The 15853-nt window shown below is 67.3% G+C and carries 17 protein-coding genes; 3 read left to right on the top strand and 14 right to left on the bottom strand.

All coding sequences use genetic code 11. The features are described from left to right. Both ACWRN3_RS16790 and ACWRN3_RS16785 read right to left on the bottom strand, forming a co-directional pair. The coding region (locus ACWRN3_RS16790) for a phage holin family protein (RefSeq protein ID WP_476741339.1) at nt 1-295 on the bottom strand (295 nt) is incomplete at its 3' end. Continuing rightward, a complete protein-coding gene (locus ACWRN3_RS16785; protein ID WP_324643649.1) occupies nt 295-1191 on the bottom strand; it encodes a hypothetical protein in 897 nt (298 codons plus the stop codon). The genes ACWRN3_RS16790 and ACWRN3_RS16785, both read right to left, overlap by 1 nt. A gap of 275 nt (nt 1192-1466) precedes the next feature. Between ACWRN3_RS16785 and ACWRN3_RS16780 the strand changes: the two genes are divergently transcribed. After that, nucleotides 1467-2000, top strand: coding sequence for a MarR family winged helix-turn-helix transcriptional regulator (locus tag ACWRN3_RS16780; protein ID WP_255173865.1), 534 nt, complete (start codon nt 1467-1469; stop codon nt 1998-2000). 73 nt (nt 2001-2073) lie between these two features. On the opposite strand, the gene ACWRN3_RS16775 is transcribed toward ACWRN3_RS16780, so the two are convergent. The 9 genes from ACWRN3_RS16775 to ACWRN3_RS16735 all read right to left on the bottom strand — a co-directional run bounded on the left by ACWRN3_RS16775 (nt 2074) and on the right by ACWRN3_RS16735 (nt 11098). After that, the gene (locus ACWRN3_RS16775) at nt 2074-2358 is read right to left on the bottom strand and encodes a hypothetical protein (protein WP_255173866.1); all 285 of its coding nucleotides are present in this window, start codon (nt 2356-2358) and stop codon (nt 2074-2076) included. A gap of 46 nt (nt 2359-2404) precedes the next feature. Next, nucleotides 2405-3541: a baeRF2 domain-containing protein gene (locus tag ACWRN3_RS16770; protein WP_255173867.1), complete on the bottom strand. Its 1137-nt coding sequence runs from the start codon at nt 3539-3541 to the stop codon at nt 2405-2407. A 158-nt stretch (nt 3542-3699) separates the two neighbouring features. Further along, the gene (locus ACWRN3_RS16765) at nt 3700-4035 is read right to left on the bottom strand and encodes a hypothetical protein (protein ID WP_255173868.1); all 336 of its coding nucleotides are present in this window, start codon (nt 4033-4035) and stop codon (nt 3700-3702) included. A gap of 22 nt (nt 4036-4057) precedes the next feature. Next, a complete protein-coding gene (locus tag ACWRN3_RS16760; protein ID WP_476741344.1) occupies nt 4058-5308 on the bottom strand; it encodes a D-arabinono-1,4-lactone oxidase in 1251 nt (416 codons plus the stop codon). Between the two features lie 165 nt (nt 5309-5473). Beyond that, nucleotides 5474-7246 (bottom strand): amidase, encoded by a 1773-nt coding sequence (locus tag ACWRN3_RS16755; protein ID WP_476741338.1) that lies wholly within the window; start codon nt 7244-7246, stop codon nt 5474-5476. After that, nucleotides 7243-8346: an agmatine deiminase family protein gene (locus ACWRN3_RS16750; protein ID WP_476741337.1), complete on the bottom strand. Its 1104-nt coding sequence runs from the start codon at nt 8344-8346 to the stop codon at nt 7243-7245. The genes ACWRN3_RS16755 and ACWRN3_RS16750 overlap by 4 nt, the downstream gene beginning before the upstream one ends. Then, nucleotides 8347-9105 carry an alpha/beta fold hydrolase gene (locus tag ACWRN3_RS16745; protein ID WP_476741336.1) on the bottom strand — a complete coding sequence of 253 codons (759 nt, stop codon included), beginning with the start codon at nt 9103-9105 and terminating at the stop codon, nt 8347-8349. Nucleotides 9106-9147: 42 nt separating this feature from the next. Then, complete coding sequence (gene rsgA / locus ACWRN3_RS16740; RefSeq protein WP_476741335.1) at nt 9148-10308, bottom strand: ribosome small subunit-dependent GTPase A; 1161 nt, start codon at nt 10306-10308, stop codon at nt 9148-9150. 250 nt (nt 10309-10558) lie between these two features. Next, nucleotides 10559-11098 carry a CGNR zinc finger domain-containing protein gene (locus ACWRN3_RS16735; RefSeq protein ID WP_476741334.1) on the bottom strand — a complete coding sequence of 180 codons (540 nt, stop codon included), beginning with the start codon at nt 11096-11098 and terminating at the stop codon, nt 10559-10561. An 88-nt stretch (nt 11099-11186) separates the two neighbouring features. Here ACWRN3_RS16735 and ACWRN3_RS16730 point away from each other — a divergent pair, with 88 nt between their 5' ends. Then, nucleotides 11187-12449 carry an MFS transporter gene (locus ACWRN3_RS16730; protein ID WP_476741333.1) on the top strand — a complete coding sequence of 421 codons (1263 nt, stop codon included), beginning with the start codon at nt 11187-11189 and terminating at the stop codon, nt 12447-12449. Nucleotides 12450-12467: 18 nt separating this feature from the next. On the opposite strand, the gene ACWRN3_RS16725 is transcribed toward ACWRN3_RS16730, so the two are convergent. Further along, entirely contained in the window at nt 12468-12704 is a 237-nt protein-coding gene (locus ACWRN3_RS16725; RefSeq protein ID WP_324643655.1) for a zinc-ribbon domain-containing protein, read from the bottom strand. 147 nt (nt 12705-12851) lie between these two features. Between ACWRN3_RS16725 and ACWRN3_RS16720 the strand changes: the two genes are divergently transcribed. Continuing rightward, nucleotides 12852-14003, top strand: a complete 1152-nt coding sequence (locus ACWRN3_RS16720) for a GGDEF domain-containing protein (protein ID WP_476741343.1) — start codon at nt 12852-12854, stop codon at nt 14001-14003. A gap of 36 nt (nt 14004-14039) precedes the next feature. On the opposite strand, the gene ACWRN3_RS16715 is transcribed toward ACWRN3_RS16720, so the two are convergent. Continuing rightward, nucleotides 14040-15155, bottom strand: coding sequence for a Gfo/Idh/MocA family protein (locus ACWRN3_RS16715; RefSeq protein ID WP_324643656.1), 1116 nt, complete (start codon nt 15153-15155; stop codon nt 14040-14042). Further along, complete coding sequence (locus ACWRN3_RS16710; RefSeq protein WP_159634894.1) at nt 15140-15838, bottom strand: ThuA domain-containing protein; 699 nt, start codon at nt 15836-15838, stop codon at nt 15140-15142. The genes ACWRN3_RS16715 and ACWRN3_RS16710 overlap by 16 nt, the downstream gene beginning before the upstream one ends. Nucleotides 15839-15853: the final 15 nt, after the last annotated feature.

Raw genomic sequence — 15853 nt, 5'->3', positions numbered from 1 at the left:
CGGCGACGATCAGCGCGGACCAGCCCAGGGGCATGATGGCGCCCAGGGCCCACATCAGGGCCAGGGAGAGGAAGAGCAGGACGAAGTGTCCGCCGATCCCGGCGCCGGCGAGCATGCCGGCGCCTTTTCCTGCGCGGGAGGTGGATTGTTTGAGTTCGGCTTTGGCCAGTTCCACTTCCTGGCGCATCAGGGTGGACAGGTCCCGGGTTACGTCCCCGAGCAGGTCACCGAGAGAGGCGTTGTCCGCTTTCACATGCGCCGCGCTGGGCGGCGGCTCCGGAATCTGGCTACTCATCACAGCCCACCCGTGCCGTGACGGCCGGTGCCGGAGGTGCCTTCGCTGCCGAACGGTTCGTCGTCGTTGTAGACGCCGTTTTCGGCCCGGTAGGGGTCGTCATCAAACCGAAGCGGGGTCTCCTCGGCGGTACCCGAGGGCAGGGTGCTGGTGGAAACCGGGGCCCCGCTGCCTATCGTTGGCTCTGCGAAGAGGTCATCAGTTCCGGCTGCGTACACGGTCTCCGGGTGCAGGGGCGCTACGGGCGGTGACTGCACGGCGCGGTGCTGGCCCAAGCCCTGCTGGCCGGAAGCCCGGACCTGTGCCTGTGATTCGGGGGCGCCTGCGGTGAGGCCGCGGGTGAGGCGTCCGGCGAGGACGCCGGCGCCGGCGGCGAGGAGCAGGAATGTTCCGGGCCGGTTGCGGGCGAACCGCTGGACCTCGTTCAGGAGATCACCCGGCTCCCGGTTTTCCAGCCAGGTAGCCATCGAGGAAGTGCGCTCTGCCGCCTGACGGACCAGGTCGCCGGCCATGCCCTGCTGGTCCGGGGCGCTGGCCATGCTGTGCAGCTGGGAGGAGATGTTGCGGATGCCTTCCGCGGCCTTCTGCTGCTGGGTGCCTGCCTGGCTGGTGAGGCCGGACTTTGCCTGGTGCAACAGGTCCTGCGCATTGGCCTTCGCCTCATGCGCCACGTTCGCGGCTTCTTCCTTCGCCGTCTGGGCTACTCCCTGGGCAGCGGATGCGGCCTGACCGGCAACGTTGGACGCCTCCGCCTTGGCTGCCTGGGTCTTGGAGGTGTCACCCGAAGTAGTGGGGTAGGAGGCCTGCCGGGGAGCTGCCTCCGTTGCGCCATACGGATCGGCGATGGCCGGATCGTTGGCGGTATGGGGGGTCTGGGGCCATTGGTTCTCTGTCATCTTCGCTCTCTTTCAGAAAGGGTTAGCTGGCGATCAAGAACCAGCAATGCTGGCGAGTTAGTAAGCAGGGTTACTAATTAGATACTAAGCACACTTCCCATTTGGATTGCAAGGGGCAGTGCTGCAGTTTCGAAGTCGCGGGGCGCCTGGCGATAGCGTTGGGTGGCCGCTGGATAGTAAGCCTACTTGCGAATATGTTGCTAAGCATGCTTATTGTAGGGGTGTAGCGACGCAGGGTGACCAGCACTTCGCCACCTACAGGAAGGCCGCGGCCGATGACCAGCAATCTCGATCCGGACGCCCGGAGCAGCTACCGCCTGATCACTTTGGCGGCCCGGCTCATCCAGCGGCGCCAGGACGATGCACTGGCCCCCCTTGGCCTCACCCGTGCCGCAGTTATTGCACTGGAAGGCCTGACGGGGGGCCCACTGAACCAGGAACAGCTTGCCGATGCGATAAGGGTCCAGAGCCAGACACTGGGCCGGGTCCTTACCCGGCTTGAGGGGACGGGGCTCATCACCAGGACCCGGCACGCCTCGGACCGCCGGCAGTTGAAAGTGGAGCTGACGGACGCCGGTGTTGCCGCCGTCGAGGCGGCGCGCCAAGCGGAGGTCAACGCCTATCCGGACGATCCGGACATCGGCTGGAAGGAACTCCGGGAGGAACTCACCAAGTTCGTCCGTGCCGTCCCACTCCACCGCGATAGCGGCGTCGTTCCGTTTGCTCCGCCGGAACACCGGGCCGGGCACCGGCCCCAGACCGGGCGGGCAGCCGGAATGCGTGGCTGGGAACAGCCACACCAAAACTGACAGGGCCGGCAGGGAGCCGGAGGCGGTTCCTCAGGAAGCGGTGGCGGCGCGTTAGTACCGGCACCGCCTTTTCCTACTCCTTGTCTTCTTCCTCCTCCAGCAGGCCCCGTTGCGCAAGGTCTGCGGCATCGGATGCCTCCGGCGGCAACGGATCCGTGGCCGATGGAACGTCGGCCGGGGCGTAGTCAGCCAGCCCCGCGGCAACCCGTTCCTGCTCGACTGCCTTTTGGTAATCGTCGTCGTCAATTTCTTCGGGCATCTTGCCATGCCCAGTGCGCGTGGGGTTGGGCAGCGCATCCTCTTCCGGAACCATGACGCTGTCCAGCGCCTTATCCGGATTCTCATCTGCAGTGCTCATGGTGCACCTTCCAATCGCTGGTTTCCGGGCGGACAGGCAGCAGGGCTTACGACGACGGGACGTCCGGTCCCGAGGACCAGCGCAGAAGTGCCGCGATATGCACGCCCTTCGGCAGGACCGGTCCCGGAACCAGGAGAACGCGTGCGTCGGTAAGGGCGGCCGCGCGAAGCAGCGCCGCAGGGGCCGGCACTTCTCCCAGGATGCCGGCAGTCAGGGCTTCTTCCCTGGCTGTGGCAACCCACGGTTCCGCATCCAGGGCCAGCAGGGTCCGTCCGGACAAGGCGGCATCATCAAAGATCAGGACGTCCGCCTGCGCCTGCTGGAGTGCATGCACAACCGCTCCGATGCCGTGCGCTGCCTCCGGATTGGCCTGGCCCTCCTGGACGGCCAGCCTGTCCATGACGGCTTGCTGCTCCTCCGCCCACAGTTCAGCAACGTGCTGGTTGACGTGGTCCTCCAGGTTGGCGCTGCCAGCCCCGGCGGTATGGGTGTGGGACTCCACCTCCGACACCAATGCCCTGCCGGCTTCGGAGAGGTTGTCCTTGACCAAGCCCCTGGCACGGATGTCACCGGCGAGCACGATGAGCCGGGCGCCGCTGGCCCTGGCCACCCTGTCGATTTCGCCTGCCACTTCGTCGGCGTTACGGCGCCAGACGTCCTCGGTATGGTGCTGGAACCGCAGTTCGGACCAGCCCCCGCCATGGAACTTGTGCACGTGTTCGGATTCGCCTTCCACGTCCTGCACAATGGCGGGAACCCTGGCCCCGGCCCGGTACAGCCGGATTTCGCCGTGTTCCCGGCTTACCTCCGCCACCACGTAGGCAAGGTCTTCGGGCCGGTGCTTGACCAGCGGCAGCAGGTCCGGGACGGGCTCCACTGCGAGCCGCTCCGGCAGGACGGGATCGCCGGGAAGCACCTCATTGACTACGGCCTTCCCTGCGTGGACCAGGACGAAGCGTGCCACGGGGGAGGGAATCCCGGCGGCCGGCTGGAGGGCCTGTTCCATTGCCTCGATATCAGCGGAGGTTGCCCCCTGTGCTTCAAGCCGGGCGCGTGTATTTCCGGCCCTGACATCCCCGGCTTCAAGGGTGTCCACTGTTCCGGTTCCCGCGTCCACGTAGGCCGTGCACCAGGGGCCGGGAGTGCGGTAGAGATCGGCATATTTCTGCAGGTTCGTGGTCATTCTTCCTCCTCCCCGATGCGTGGGGCCGAGGTGGTTTTGCCGCGTTCTGCCATGACGATCTCCTTCGCGCGTGGCGTACTGCCACAGGCTTACTGGTTCGTCATTTCACCGTAGCAGCGGCGATCCGGGCGCTGAAGGGCCTTCCGGCCCCTTGCCGGTCAGCCGCTGCAGGCGTCCTGCAGGGCCCGGACGGAGTCTGCCGGCACCTGGTCCCCGGCCTCCGCAATCCGGCCCAACGGCGTCGTGATCTCTGCAGGAACCCCTGCCGTCCGCGCGGCCGAAACCAAGCCGGCCAGCGCCTGGCGGTCTTCAGCGCTGACCAGGCCGTCCTTGACCACTGCGCAGATTTGCCGGTTGACTTCCTGCGCGGCGGCCGAGGCCGCCCTGGAGGCGGCGTCGCTGGCCGCGGTGCCTGCGGCTTCCCCCACGGCGCCGCATCCCGTCAGCAGCAGGGCGGCGGCAAAGGCAGTGGCGGCGGCGGGGCGAAGTGTCATGCCTCCAGCGTACCGGCGGCTTCTACCGGCGTGCCGGCACCCCGAGGATGCTGTCCAGCAGGGCATTGCGGAACTTGCCCTCGGGGTCATGGCCGGCCGCAAAGGCACGGAAATCGGCGAAACGCGGGTACAACGCCTCCCAGTCATAACCCTCCGGCGTGAACAGCTTGCCCCAGTGCGGCCGGGCACCAAAGGGCCGCAGGGCTTCCTCAAGGACCGGGAGGAAGCCTTCCACCTCAGGCTGCAGCGGCTTCCACGTGAAGTGCAGCGCCGCGCTTTGCTGCCGGTAGAAGGGGCTGAGCCAGAACTCATCGGCGGCGCCGGTGCGGATCTCCGAGACGAACAGCAGGGGCGAGAGGTCCTCAGCCAGCGCACGGACTGCCTGGAGGGCGGCGGGGGCCTGCTCCAGGGGAAGGATGAACTCGCTCTGGAGTTCGTCTCCGTTGCTTGGGGTGAACTCGTGCCGGAAGTGCGGCAGCCGGTCCAGCCACAGCCCGGGTTCGTCCAACTGGGCCGTGCAGTTCTCCGCTGACATGTCCGGGAGGGGGTGCCGGGGATGCAGCGCGGCGGTTGCCCCGAACAGGTTTGGAAGCGGCTCCTCGCCGTCGAGCGCTTTGAGCCAGACCTGGTTGATGCTGCTGCCCGCGTAGTCCGTAAAGAGGCTCACGCTGTAGGCACTGGACACGATGCCGGCGAATTCTCCCAGGGCGTTGTCCCACGGCAAGTCCTCCAGAACCCGCTGGCGCATCCTGAAGCTGGGCCGCACCGCCAGTTCCAGCCCGGTGACAATGCCCAGGGCCCCAATGCCCACCACGCTTGCAAGGAACTCAACGCCGTCATCCCTGGTCAGCGTGACCTGCTCTCCGGAGGCCCGGACCAGGTCGATGGACTCCACGGCACCGGCGAGGGACGGGTTGTTCACACCGGAGCCGTGCGTGCCGGTCTGGACCGCGCCTGCCACCGAGATGTGCGGCAGCGAGGCAAGGTTGTGGATGGCAAGGCCGGCCTCTTGGAGCGTCCGGCAGAGCGCCCCGTAACTCACGCCCCCGCTGACGCGCACTGTTCCGCGGCCGGAATCCAGTTCCACCTGCTGGGGCAGGGCATCGAGCAGCACGTGCACGCCGTCGGTGTCCGCTACCCGGTTGAACGAGTGCCGCGACCCCAGGGCCTTGATCCGCGGCGAAGCGGCCACGATGGATGCCAGTTCCGCTACGGATTCCGGCCGCCTGACATCCGTGGAGGAGTATTCGAGGTTTCCTGCCCAGTTCTTCATCGAGTGGCTTTCGCTTGGCATCGGTTTCCTCCCACTGTCAGCGCTAACAATCGAGGCTGTCAAGGCGCTTCCGCTGGGTGGGCGGGGATGTGGCGTGGTCGTGATCCGCCTGCCTCCAGCCGCCGCGGGCAGGGCCGAAGGCAGGCGGACACCGAAGCCGTCCAGTCAGGAGCTTCTTTCGTTGCAGGGTGTGGTGGTGCGGGGCGGGGGCATGCGGCGGCTCCCGGTGGCTTCGATGGCCGCGGCGAGCCGGAGCAGGGCGGTATCACTATAGGCCTTGCCGGCGATGGTGAGGCCCACCGGCATGGCGATGTCCGCCGCGATGCCCATGGGGACCGTGACCGTGGGTATGCCAAGGTGCCGGGGGACCAGGTTCCCGTTGGCCACCCACACACCGTTGCGCCAGGCGGTGTCCGCCGAGGCGGGATTGGTGTCCGCGTCTGCCGGGGCAACATCGGCTGCCGCCGGGAACACCACGGCGTCCAGGCCCAGCTGGTCCATCCATTCCTCCAGGTCCACCCGGCGGGTTTCCTCCAAGCCTGGCAGGCCCCCGGGCAGGTGCGGAATGTCGGCCAGGACGGGCACGCCGTGCCCGCGGATCCAGCCGGGATAGTCGCTGATGTCGTCATCGAAGCCGTCGTAGCGGTCCGGAAGGGCGCCGTTCGGGGCCGGGAAGATGGCGGCACCGTCGACGTCGGCAAGGCGGTTCAGCTGCGGGTCGCCGTTGGCGTCCAGGAAGTCATTCCACGCCCAGGCCGACAGGTCCACGATTTCCCGGCGCAGGTATTCCGGGGACACCAGCCCCCGGGTGGCGATGGTGGGCGCGCCGGGCCGGTCGCCTTCGTAGTTGGAGACCACGGGGAAGTCCACCTCCGCCACGTCGGCGCCTGCGGCTTCCAGGTCGCGGCGGGCCGCGTTCCACAGCTCCACGATGGACGCGCGGGTTTCAATCCGCTGCCCTGTGGGCCCGCCGATGCCTGGCGCTTCGGCAGTGCCGGCTTCCGGGTCCGCGTTGATGTACATGCGGGGCACGCCCAGTCGCTTTCCTGCGAGTACGCCTGCCGCCGCGGCGGCGTCCGTAACGGTGAGGTCAAGGTACGACGCCGGCCGGACGGTGGATGCCTTGGGCACCCGGATCCAGGGCTGGACACGCCAGAAGTCACCGCGTGGTTCGACGTCGTCCGCCACCACCACATCCAGGACCTCCAGCAGGTCGGTCATAGTGCGGGTATGCGGAACCACTACATCCATGGTGGGCACCAGGGGCCAGTTCCCGCGCACGGAGATGACGCCGCGGGAGGGCGTATAGGCGCAAAGGGCATTGTTCGACGCCGGCGCCCGGCCTGAGGACCAGGTCTCCTCCGCCAGTCCGAAGGCTGCGAAGCTGGCGGCCGTCGCCGTTCCGGACCCGTTGGATGAACCGGACGCGAAGGCCGCGGTGAGGAAGTCCGCGCTGTAGGGACTCTCGGCGCGGCCGTATACCCCGCGCTGCATACCTCCGTTGGCCATGGGCGGCATGTTGGTCAGTCCGATCAGGACGGCGCCCCCGGCCCGCAGCCGCTCGATGGTGAAGGCGTCGCGCTGCGCCACCAGGTCCTTGAAAGCGGGTGAACCGGCAGCCACGGTAAGGCCTTTGACCTGGTAGCTGTCCTTTGCGGTGTAGGGGATGCCGTCCAGCGGGCCGAGAGTGTACCCGGCGGCACGGCGGCGATCCGATTCCTGCGCCTCGGCGATGGCCTCCGGGTTCATCACGACGAGCGAGTTCAAACGTATTCCTGATGAGTCATACTTCTCGATGCGCGCCAGGTAGAGGCGGACCAGGCCTTCACTGGTGACCACACCCGCGTCAAGGGCCGCCCGGAGCTGGCTGATGCCGGCCTCCACCACGTCGAAGGTCCCCGCAGCGGCCGGTGGACGAGTGGCCTGCGCCTGCTTCATGCTGCATCGCCTTTGCGCAGGGCCGGCTGCTGCTGGGTGATGCAGTGGATGCCGCCGCCGAAGGCGAAGATGTCCCGGGCATCCACCAGTTGCACGGTGCGTCCGGGGTAGGCGCGCGCCAGGATGCCGGCGGCGATGGTGTCGTTGGGATCGTTGAAGCCGCAGAGCACCACCACGTTGTTGGCCACGTAGTGGTTGATGTAGGACCAGTCCACCCAGCCCTCGTCATCCTTGAGCGTGGTGGGGGCCGGGACATCGATGATGCGCAGCGGCCGGCCCTGGGCGTCCAGTTGCCCGGCAAGGACTGCCTTCAGCTGCAGATAGACGGCATGGTCCGGGTGGGCGGGGTCGTCCTGGCGGTGGAGCAGGATGGTTCCCGGGCCGGCAAAGGCGGCCACGATGTCTACGTGGCCGCGGGTGCCGAACTCGTCATAGTCCCTGGTGAGTCCGCGCGGAAGCCAGATGGCCTTGGTGGTGCCCAGGGCTGCATGGACTTCTGCCTCGACGGATTCTTTGGTGGCGCCGGGGTTGCGGCCGGGATCGAGCTGGACCGTTTCGGTCAGCAGTACCGTGCCTTCACCGTCCACATGGAATCCGCCGCCCTCGTTTACCAGGGAGCTTCGCCTGACTGGCACGTTGGTGCCGGCTGCCACGCTCCGGGCCACGTCCTGGTCCTTGGCCCAGGCAGCCCAATCCTGCGCGCCCCAGCCATTGAAGATCCAGTCGACCGCGGCAAGGGAACCGTCCGCCGCATGAACGAAGGTGGGGCCGCTGTCCCGCAGCCAGGCGTCGTCCAGCGGAACGGCCAGGACGTCGATGCCCTGGCCGAGCCATTCCCGCGCGGCGGTGGCATCGCGCGGATCGGCGACGACCGTAACGGGCTCGTACCTTGCAATGGTCCGGGCCACCGTGGTCCAGGCGGCCCGCGCCCGGTCCAGGGTGGAGCTTCCCACCGGCCCGAAGGTCTCATTTGGCGGCGGGAAGGCCATCCAGGTCCGCTGGTGGGCTTCCCACTCGGCGGGCATGTGGGACGCGGTACTGACGGCCGCATGGTCAGGGGCGGCGCTGCCACCGACTGCTGTCGTATAAATGAATGCCATTCATTTATTATGGAGACGGCGCCGTCCGCACGCAAGGGTTTTTCGAACCCTGCGGGTATTGGTCCGGTCAACGGCCGCCAGGATGGCCCGTGCCAGCTGCTCCGGCTTGGTGAACTGCGGCCAGTGCCCGGTGGGCAGGTCGATGTACTCCACGTCATGGACCTTGGCCAGCTCGGCGACGAAGGGGTGCCCGGCCACGATCCATTCCCGGATCATGGCGGAAGGGAACTCGCAGGCGATCACGGTGGCGGGGACCTCGTAGCGGCGTTCGTCATGCAGTTGCTGCTTGCCGTATGCCACGCCCCGGGGCTCCGGAATGGCGCGGTCACGGAAGGCCTGGCGAAGCCCGTCATCGAGATCCACCAGGTCGGCGTCGTCGAAATTCCCCCACGGCGGCAATGGCACCTCGTCTCCAACGGCCGGCAACTGGTCATTGATGACGCCCCCATCACCGAGTGGTCCACTGTCCACGTACACGGCGCGCGCCACCTTGTCCGGCCGCGCATCCACCACGCCGTGGATGATGGCACCGCCGCCGGAATGGCCCACCAGGACCACCTTGCCGGAGAGGCCGTCCAGGACCTCCACCACCGCGTCGATGTGGTCCTGCAGATTGATGCCCGCCCTGGCGGCGTCCACGGATTCCTTTCCCGGGAGGGTGAGGGGGTGGGGGCGGTGCCCTGCCGCCTCCAGGAGAGGGGTCACCGCCTCCCAGGATGACGCGTCCAACCAGAAACCGGGAACCAGGATGATGTCCATGACCGAACCCTACTCCCCGCCCCCACGCGGGAATACGGTCTCCTACCGCTTCCGCTTACGGTCCTTCCCCGCGGTCCGGCCTTGGCGTTCGGAGGCCTCGCGTTCCGCCCAGCGCTGCGATTTTCCGGCGGACACCACCTTCTGGTGCCACTCCCGGTGGTAGGCGCGCTGGGCGGCGACGTCGGAGCGGCGTGCCAGCGAGGCCAGTTCGCGCTGCATCTTCAGGTAGGAGTTCCAGCGCCGTTCCTCCAAAACGCCGCCGTCAATCGCTTCCCGCACCGCGCAGCCGGGCTCACCGCCGTGGCCGCAGTCCGCGAAGCGGCAGCCGGCGGCCAGTTCCTCCACATCGCCGAACATCCCGCCCAGGCCTTCGCCGGCGTCGAACAAACCGAAACCCCGCACACCGGGCGTGTCCATCAACACCGTGCCGTTGGACAGCGGCACCAGCTCGCGGGCGGTGGTGGTGTGCTTGCCCTTGAAATCCCCGGACCGTACCTCCCCGGTCTGCTGGACCTCGCGGCCCACCAGCGCATTGATCAAGGTGGACTTGCCCGCGCCGGACGGACCCAGGAGCACGATGGTGCCGCCGGGCTGGATGCGGGACATCAGCTCGTCGATCCCGTCGCCGTTTTCAGCGGACGTGGTGACCACCTCCACACCTGCCGCCTGCAGGATGACCTTCCCGACGACGTCGTCCGCCACATCAGCCAGGTCCGCCTTGGTGACAATCACCAGCGGGGTGGCCCCGGAGTCCCAGGCGGCAACGAGGGTGCGTTCCAGCCGGTTGTGCGTGAGCGGCCGGTCCACGGGCACCACCACCCCCACGGTGTCCATGTTCGCGGCCAGGACCTGTTCCTCGGAGGAATCCTCGAACGCGCGTTTGCGGCTGAGCTCCGAGCGGCGGGGAAGCACTGCCAGGATCTGGCGGTCACCGGCCCGGTTGGGGCCGATCCAAACCCAGTCGCCGGTGACGGCGGGCTCCCCGGACAGCGGATACGGCAGGTGGAGCAGGCCGTCCTCGACCGCGACCAGCAGCAGGGTGCGGTCCACGCGGACCACCCGTCCGCGTTCCGTGGCGCCGGGGCAGGGGTACTGGTCGAAATGGCGGGCGACGGCGTGGATGTAGCCGTAAGCGCAGGGGCCGCCGGTTGGTTGGGTGGTACTTGGGGTGTTGTCCAGGGGGTTGCCTGAAGAATTGTGCACTGTGGTTTCCTTGCGGGGTCCCCGGTGCAACAGCGCCGCTGCTGGCAACTGCCGACAGGTCAGGCGGGTGCAGCCGGGAGGATGGATGATGTGATGGGTGCGGAGCGCTCTGGGCGCGCGGCAACTGCAGTCATCAAAACCACCTCCATTCCCTCGCTGGTTCACCGTCCTCCTGCCGGGGACGGCAGGGTCTGAACGGGTCCCACTTTAGCGCCCGCCGCCGTCGGGGACCAGGCCTAACGGCTGTCTCCTAAAGACGGCCTGCGGGGCGCCCGCGCTCGCGGTAACGCATCACGGCATCGCCGTTGCCGCACCGGGCGGAGCAGTAGGCACGGCGTCCGCCACGGCTGGTGTCGGCGTAAACCTTCGGGCAGCCATCCCTGGCGCAGGTACCCAGCCGGCCTCCCGCTGCCTCCGTGACGAAGAGGGCCAATCCACCCGCGGTGAGGGCGCGCACGCGCTCAACGAGGCTGTCGCTGGTTTCAGCAAAGTGAAGGTGTGGGCCCAGTCCGTCGTGGACCGTCAGGAACACACGCTTGACCCCCTGTTCGAGCAACGAGTTCACCGCGGCACAGCGGTCCCCCTCGCTGTCCGACTCAAAGACAGCGCGCAGGCGTACTGTCCACTCCTGCAGGAGCGCTTCCTCCTTCGCGCCCACCTGCGGATTGTGGAAAAGGTGGTCCGCCAAAAGGTCCTCCAGTGCACCTTCGTCCCAGCCTCTGCCGCCCAGCATGTTGACCAGTGCTTCCGCCACCCGGACGCCGGACATATTGTCATGGTTGAACTGCATAAACCCATGACACCACACTGGGCATGACGGCGGGCTGCCCCAGAGGGTCCTGCCACACCCCACGTTTTCCTGACCAGGAGCCAGATTTTTGACCACCTCCTCCGAAACCACTCGGTCCCTGCAGTCCCGCATGCGCAGGACGCTGGTGTCCGCCCAAATCTTTTCCGGGCTGGGCAACGGCTCCACGCTGGCCTTGGGTTCTATCCTGGCCGTGGATTTGTCAGGCTCCGAGGCCTGGGCAGGCTCAGTCAACACGTTCCTGACGCTGGGAACGGCAGTGACAGCCATACCGCTGGCGCAACTGGCGCTCTCCCGCGGCCGCCGTTTTGCCCTAACTTCAGGGCTTGTCGCTGCGATTGCCGGTACCGCCCTGATGGTGGGCGCCGTGATCACGGGGTTCTTCCTCCTGCTGCTCGCCGGTGCCTTCCTGGTAGGCGTGGCTTCGGCAGTGAACCTCCAGGCCCGCTTCGCGGTGACGGACCTGGCCGAACCCGCGCACCGCGGACGTGACCTTTCCCTGGTGGTGTGGGCCATCACCGTCGGGGCAGTAGCCGGACCCAACATGGTAGGTCCCGGCGCGGTGCTGGCCGGTTGGCTGGGCATTCCTGCCGCAGCAGGGCCGTTCCTCATCTCGGCGGCCGGCATGGTCATCGGTGCTTCGATTGTGTGGCTCTTCCTCCGGCCCGACCCGCTGCTGACCCGCCGCACCACGGATGGTGCTGATTCCGGCAGTGTCCGGCGCCGGGGCGCCCTGCAGGCCGGATGGCGCATCGTGCGGGAGAACCGCACCACCCGCGGGGCGGTGGTGGCCGTGGTGGCCGCGCACGCTGTGATGGTGGCGGTGATGTCGATGACCCCGCTGCACATGCAGCACCAGGCCGGAGCGGCCGCGGGCCACCCGGACACCATCGCGCTGATCGGGCTGACCATCTCCCTGCACATCGCGGGGATGTACGCCCTGTCGCCGCTGGTGGGGTGGCTCACGGACAGAATGGGGCCCGCCCGGATGGTGCTGGCGGGTCTGGCAACCCTTACGGCCGCACTGGCACTCACGGGATTGGCACCGGAGTATCCAGCGGCCGTGACCATCGGGCTGGTCCTGCTGGGCCTGGGCTGGTCCGCCACCACCGTGGCCGGATCCACGCTGCTCGTCGCTGCCTTGGCACCCTCCCAGCGGATCCCTGCCCAGGGTTTTTCGGACGCCGCCATGTCTCTCGCGGCAGCGCTGGGCAGCGCGGCCGCAGGGCCGGTCATGGGCATGACCGGGTATTCGGGAATCAGCGCCGCCGCAGCCGTCCTGGTGGCAGCGGGCGCGGTTGCCCTGCTGCGGCTTCCGGAACTGGGCCGCTGACTTCCGGAACGGCCGTCCCTACCGCCGCAGCTCCAGCGCACGCTTCTGGCGGGCGCTGATGGACGAGACGTAGCCGCAGTTGGTGCAGGTGATCCGGTATTTCCGGGACACGGTAAGCACCGGGATGAAGAACAGCGTGAACCTGGTGGCCTGCTCCTCAAGGAGGTGGTGGATGAAGGCGCCGCAGTGCGGGCAGGTAGCGGTCCGTCCCGGCAGGGCCTTGTGCACGGTCTTGAACCCAAAGAGAAGAAGCATGGCGGCCTTTCGTGGTCCGGTGGCTAAGCACCACCCTAGGCGAGTTTCGAAGGTCGCGATCAGGGGTACGGAAGCTTCTGCAGTGTCTGTGTGAAATGCAATACTTGCGTGAGCAGCAATCGCCGCGTTTGGGGGGACTTCTGGCACATGGTTCTGGATACGGCAACCCTGCGCATCGCTTTTGGCCTGATGGCCCTGGTGCTGGTGGTTCTGTTCTACTTTTCCGCCTACCGGGTGACGCGCTCGCCGTACAGCGCCTGGTGGTGCGGCGCCCTGCTGTTCTTCCTGTCGGGATCGGCCTGTTTCCTCCTCGATGGCACGCCCCACCAGTGGTGGGCCAACCCGGTGGGGAACACCTTGCTGGTCCACGGCGGGGTCGCGGTGTGGGCGGGGGCACGTTCGCTGCGGACCGTGCGGCCGCCCAAGTGGGCCTTCACGGGTATTCCGCTGATCACCCTGGTGGCCTCCCTGCTTGACCATCCCGCTACGAACACCTGGTCCGGCGGTCCCGTCTTCCTGGCCGCGATGAGCTTGACCGTTGGCCTGGCGTCCCGTGAACTGTGGCGCCTTGAACCGGGGTATTCACGGGTGCGCATCCCCATGGCGGTGGCTGCGGGCGGACTTTCCGTTTATTATTTCTTCCGCTGGCTGGCATTCCTGGCGGAGGGCCAGGATGGCCCCGTGTTCGTTAATGTCTTTGGATCGGCCATCACCACGCTGGTCACCATGGTGTTGCTGGTGGTGGTTTCCTTCAGCATGGCGGCGTTGAGCAGTGAACAGCAGACACGTGCCCTGCGCGTGGTGGCCACCCGGGACGACCTCACGGGGCTTTTAAACCGCAAGGCCTTCATGGACCTTGCTGCAGAACAGCTTGCCGACCGCAGCATCACGGGCGGCTCGGGAGCCCTGATCCTTGCCGACCTGGATCACTTCAAAGCGGTCAACGATACGTACGGCCATGCCGCCGGGGACCTGGCGCTTCAGGCCTTCGCCGACGCCTGCGTGGCAACTGTCCGCTCCACTGACCTGATCGGGCGGTATGGCGGGGAGGAGTTCGTCATCCTGGTTCCGGGGGCAAGCGCGGAACGGGCAGAGACGATCGCGGAGGAAATCAGCAGGCGCCTGGCCGGCGCGAAAGCACCGGATGGCATGGAGATGCCCACCGCGAGTTACGGGATTTCCACGTACGACGACGGAACTTACGATGCGGATGACCTGGTCGCCTCGGCGGACGCGGCTTTATACAGGGCCAAGTCCCAGGGCAGGAACCGCGCCGCCCGCAGCGATCGGCTGCACTAGCCCTGCTGCTTCGGCGGCGCGGTTCCGGACACCGGCCTACTTGGACTGGAGCGCGTCTGCCTGCTCAGCCAGGACCGTCAGCTCCACGCTGTCAGGCCGCTCAACGGTGCTTTGGATGGCCACCGCCGTGCCCTTGTGTGCGGATTCCAGGACGGATTCCATGACCTCCAGGGCGTGGTAGGCCAAGGCCCCGCCAGCCCGGGGCTCCTTGCCCTGCGGGGTGGCGGCCAGGTCCGCGATGCCGAACCCGCGGCCGGAATCAACGTAGCCGGCGGACACTGGCAGGGTTTCCCAGTCCTCGGCGCCCAGGGAAAACAGCTGGACGTCGCCGTCGAAGTGGTTGGGGTCCGGTACCACCAGGGAGCCGCGCTCACCGTGGATCTCGATGTTGGGGGATTTGGACTTCACGGCATCGAAGCTCATGAAGAGCGTGGAGAGCGCGCCGGATGCGTGGACCAGGACGCCGGTGACGTGGGAATCGATGTTCACGGGTACCTTTTCGCCCTGGCGGGGCCCCGAGCCGATGGTCCGCTCATTCCGGGTGTGGCTGGCGGCACCCATCACCGACACCACGGGGCCCAGCAGCGTCACGAGTGCCGTGACGTAGTAGGGGCCCATGTCCAGGAGGGGGCCGCCGCCGGGCTGGTAGTAGAAGTCCGGGTTGGGGTGCCAGCGCTCGTGGCCCGGCGTCACCATGGTGGCGGACGCCGAGATGGGTGCGCCGATCAGTCCGTCATCGATGGCTTTGCGGGCGGTCTGGATGCCGGTGCCCAGCACGGTGTCAGGTGCACAGCCGACGACGACACCTGCCTCCCGCGCCGCCTCCAGCACCCGGCGTGCTTCTTCGGTGGTGGCAGCCAAGGGCTTTTCGCCGTAGACGCTCTTTCCTGCGGCGATCGCCTTCAGCGCCACCTCCGCGTGGGCGGCAGGGATGGTCAGGTTCAGGACCAGGTCCACGTCCTCCGCGGAGAGCAGTTCCTCCACCGTGACGGCGCGGACGCCGTCGTAGTCATCCGCAACTGCCTGCGCACGTGCCGGATCCAGGTCCGCCACGGCCACCAGCTGGATCTGGTCCAGGCGGCGGAAGTTGGTGAGGTACTGCGCGATGATGGCTCCGCAGCCAACGATTCCGACTTTCAACGGCTTGCCCACAGCAGGCCCCTTTCGATGATGGTGCGTACGTTCCGGTCCTGGAGGATTTCCACGCGGTGCCCGGGGGTGGACACGAAGATCCGGCCTTTGCCCCACTGGCGGGTCCAGATGGCGGGGGATGTCACTTCGCGGTTCCAGGGGTCCCACTCGCGGACTTTTTGGGTGGTGGTGGCCAGGACGTCGATGTAATCGTCAGAGAGGACCCAGTACTGCTCGGTGACCAGGTCGAAGTCCTTGATGCCCTTGGTGATGGGGTGGTCGGCGGCGGCCGGCAGCATGTTGACGGTGTAGGGCACGTAGTTGTCCGACTGCTCACCGATGCACTCGTCCGGGTGCTTGCCGGGGTGGCAGGCGAACTGGCCGCCGATCAGGTGCAGGTAGTCGGAGGTGTTCCGGTAGGAATCGGCAATCCCGCCGTGCCAGCCGGCCAGGCCGGTGCCGTTCTCCACGGCTGCCCGCAGTCCGGCGAATTCGTCCTTTTCGATGGTGGTCATGGTCATGCACTGCATGATGAGGTCCACCCCTGCCATGTAGGCAGCATCGGCGTAGACCTTGGGGGATTCCTCCACCCGGACGTCGTAGCCGTTGTCCTTGAGGTAGGGGATGAAGAGCTCTGTGGCCTCGTAGGGCTGGTGGCCGTCCCAGCCGCCGCGGACCACCAGGGCGTTCTTGCGTTCTGTCATTGGAGTTTCCTTTGG

Source organism: Pseudarthrobacter sp. rb (genome assembly GCF_056389225.1).
Note: the sequence above shows the minus strand (reverse complement) of the source record. Positions and strands in the feature narration are given on the sequence as shown.

Excerpts from the sequence above, each read along its gene's own strand:
- ACWRN3_RS16785 (WP_324643649.1), bottom strand. The coding sequence starts at position 1,191 with ATGACAGAGAACCAATGGCCCCAGACCCCCCATACCGCCAACGATCCG.
- ACWRN3_RS16780 (WP_255173865.1), top strand. The coding sequence starts at position 1,467 with ATGACCAGCAATCTCGATCCGGACGCCCGGAGCAGCTACCGCCTGATC.
- ACWRN3_RS16775 (WP_255173866.1), bottom strand. The coding sequence starts at position 2,358 with ATGAGCACTGCAGATGAGAATCCGGATAAGGCGCTGGACAGCGTCATG.
- ACWRN3_RS16770 (WP_255173867.1), bottom strand. The coding sequence starts at position 3,541 with ATGACCACGAACCTGCAGAAATATGCCGATCTCTACCGCACTCCCGGC.
- ACWRN3_RS16765 (WP_255173868.1), bottom strand. The coding sequence starts at position 4,035 with ATGACACTTCGCCCCGCCGCCGCCACTGCCTTTGCCGCCGCCCTGCTG.
- ACWRN3_RS16760 (WP_476741344.1), bottom strand. The coding sequence starts at position 5,308 with ATGAAGAACTGGGCAGGAAACCTCGAATACTCCTCCACGGATGTCAGG.
- ACWRN3_RS16755 (WP_476741338.1), bottom strand. The coding sequence starts at position 7,246 with ATGAAGCAGGCGCAGGCCACTCGTCCACCGGCCGCTGCGGGGACCTTC.
- ACWRN3_RS16750 (WP_476741337.1), bottom strand. The coding sequence starts at position 8,346 with ATGGCATTCATTTATACGACAGCAGTCGGTGGCAGCGCCGCCCCTGAC.
- ACWRN3_RS16745 (WP_476741336.1), bottom strand. The coding sequence starts at position 9,105 with ATGGACATCATCCTGGTTCCCGGTTTCTGGTTGGACGCGTCATCCTGG.
- ACWRN3_RS16735 (WP_476741334.1), bottom strand. The coding sequence starts at position 11,098 with ATGCAGTTCAACCATGACAATATGTCCGGCGTCCGGGTGGCGGAAGCA.
- ACWRN3_RS16725 (WP_324643655.1), bottom strand. The coding sequence starts at position 12,704 with ATGCTTCTTCTCTTTGGGTTCAAGACCGTGCACAAGGCCCTGCCGGGA.
- ACWRN3_RS16720 (WP_476741343.1), top strand. The coding sequence starts at position 12,852 with ATGGTTCTGGATACGGCAACCCTGCGCATCGCTTTTGGCCTGATGGCC.
- ACWRN3_RS16710 (WP_159634894.1), bottom strand. The coding sequence starts at position 15,838 with ATGACAGAACGCAAGAACGCCCTGGTGGTCCGCGGCGGCTGGGACGGC.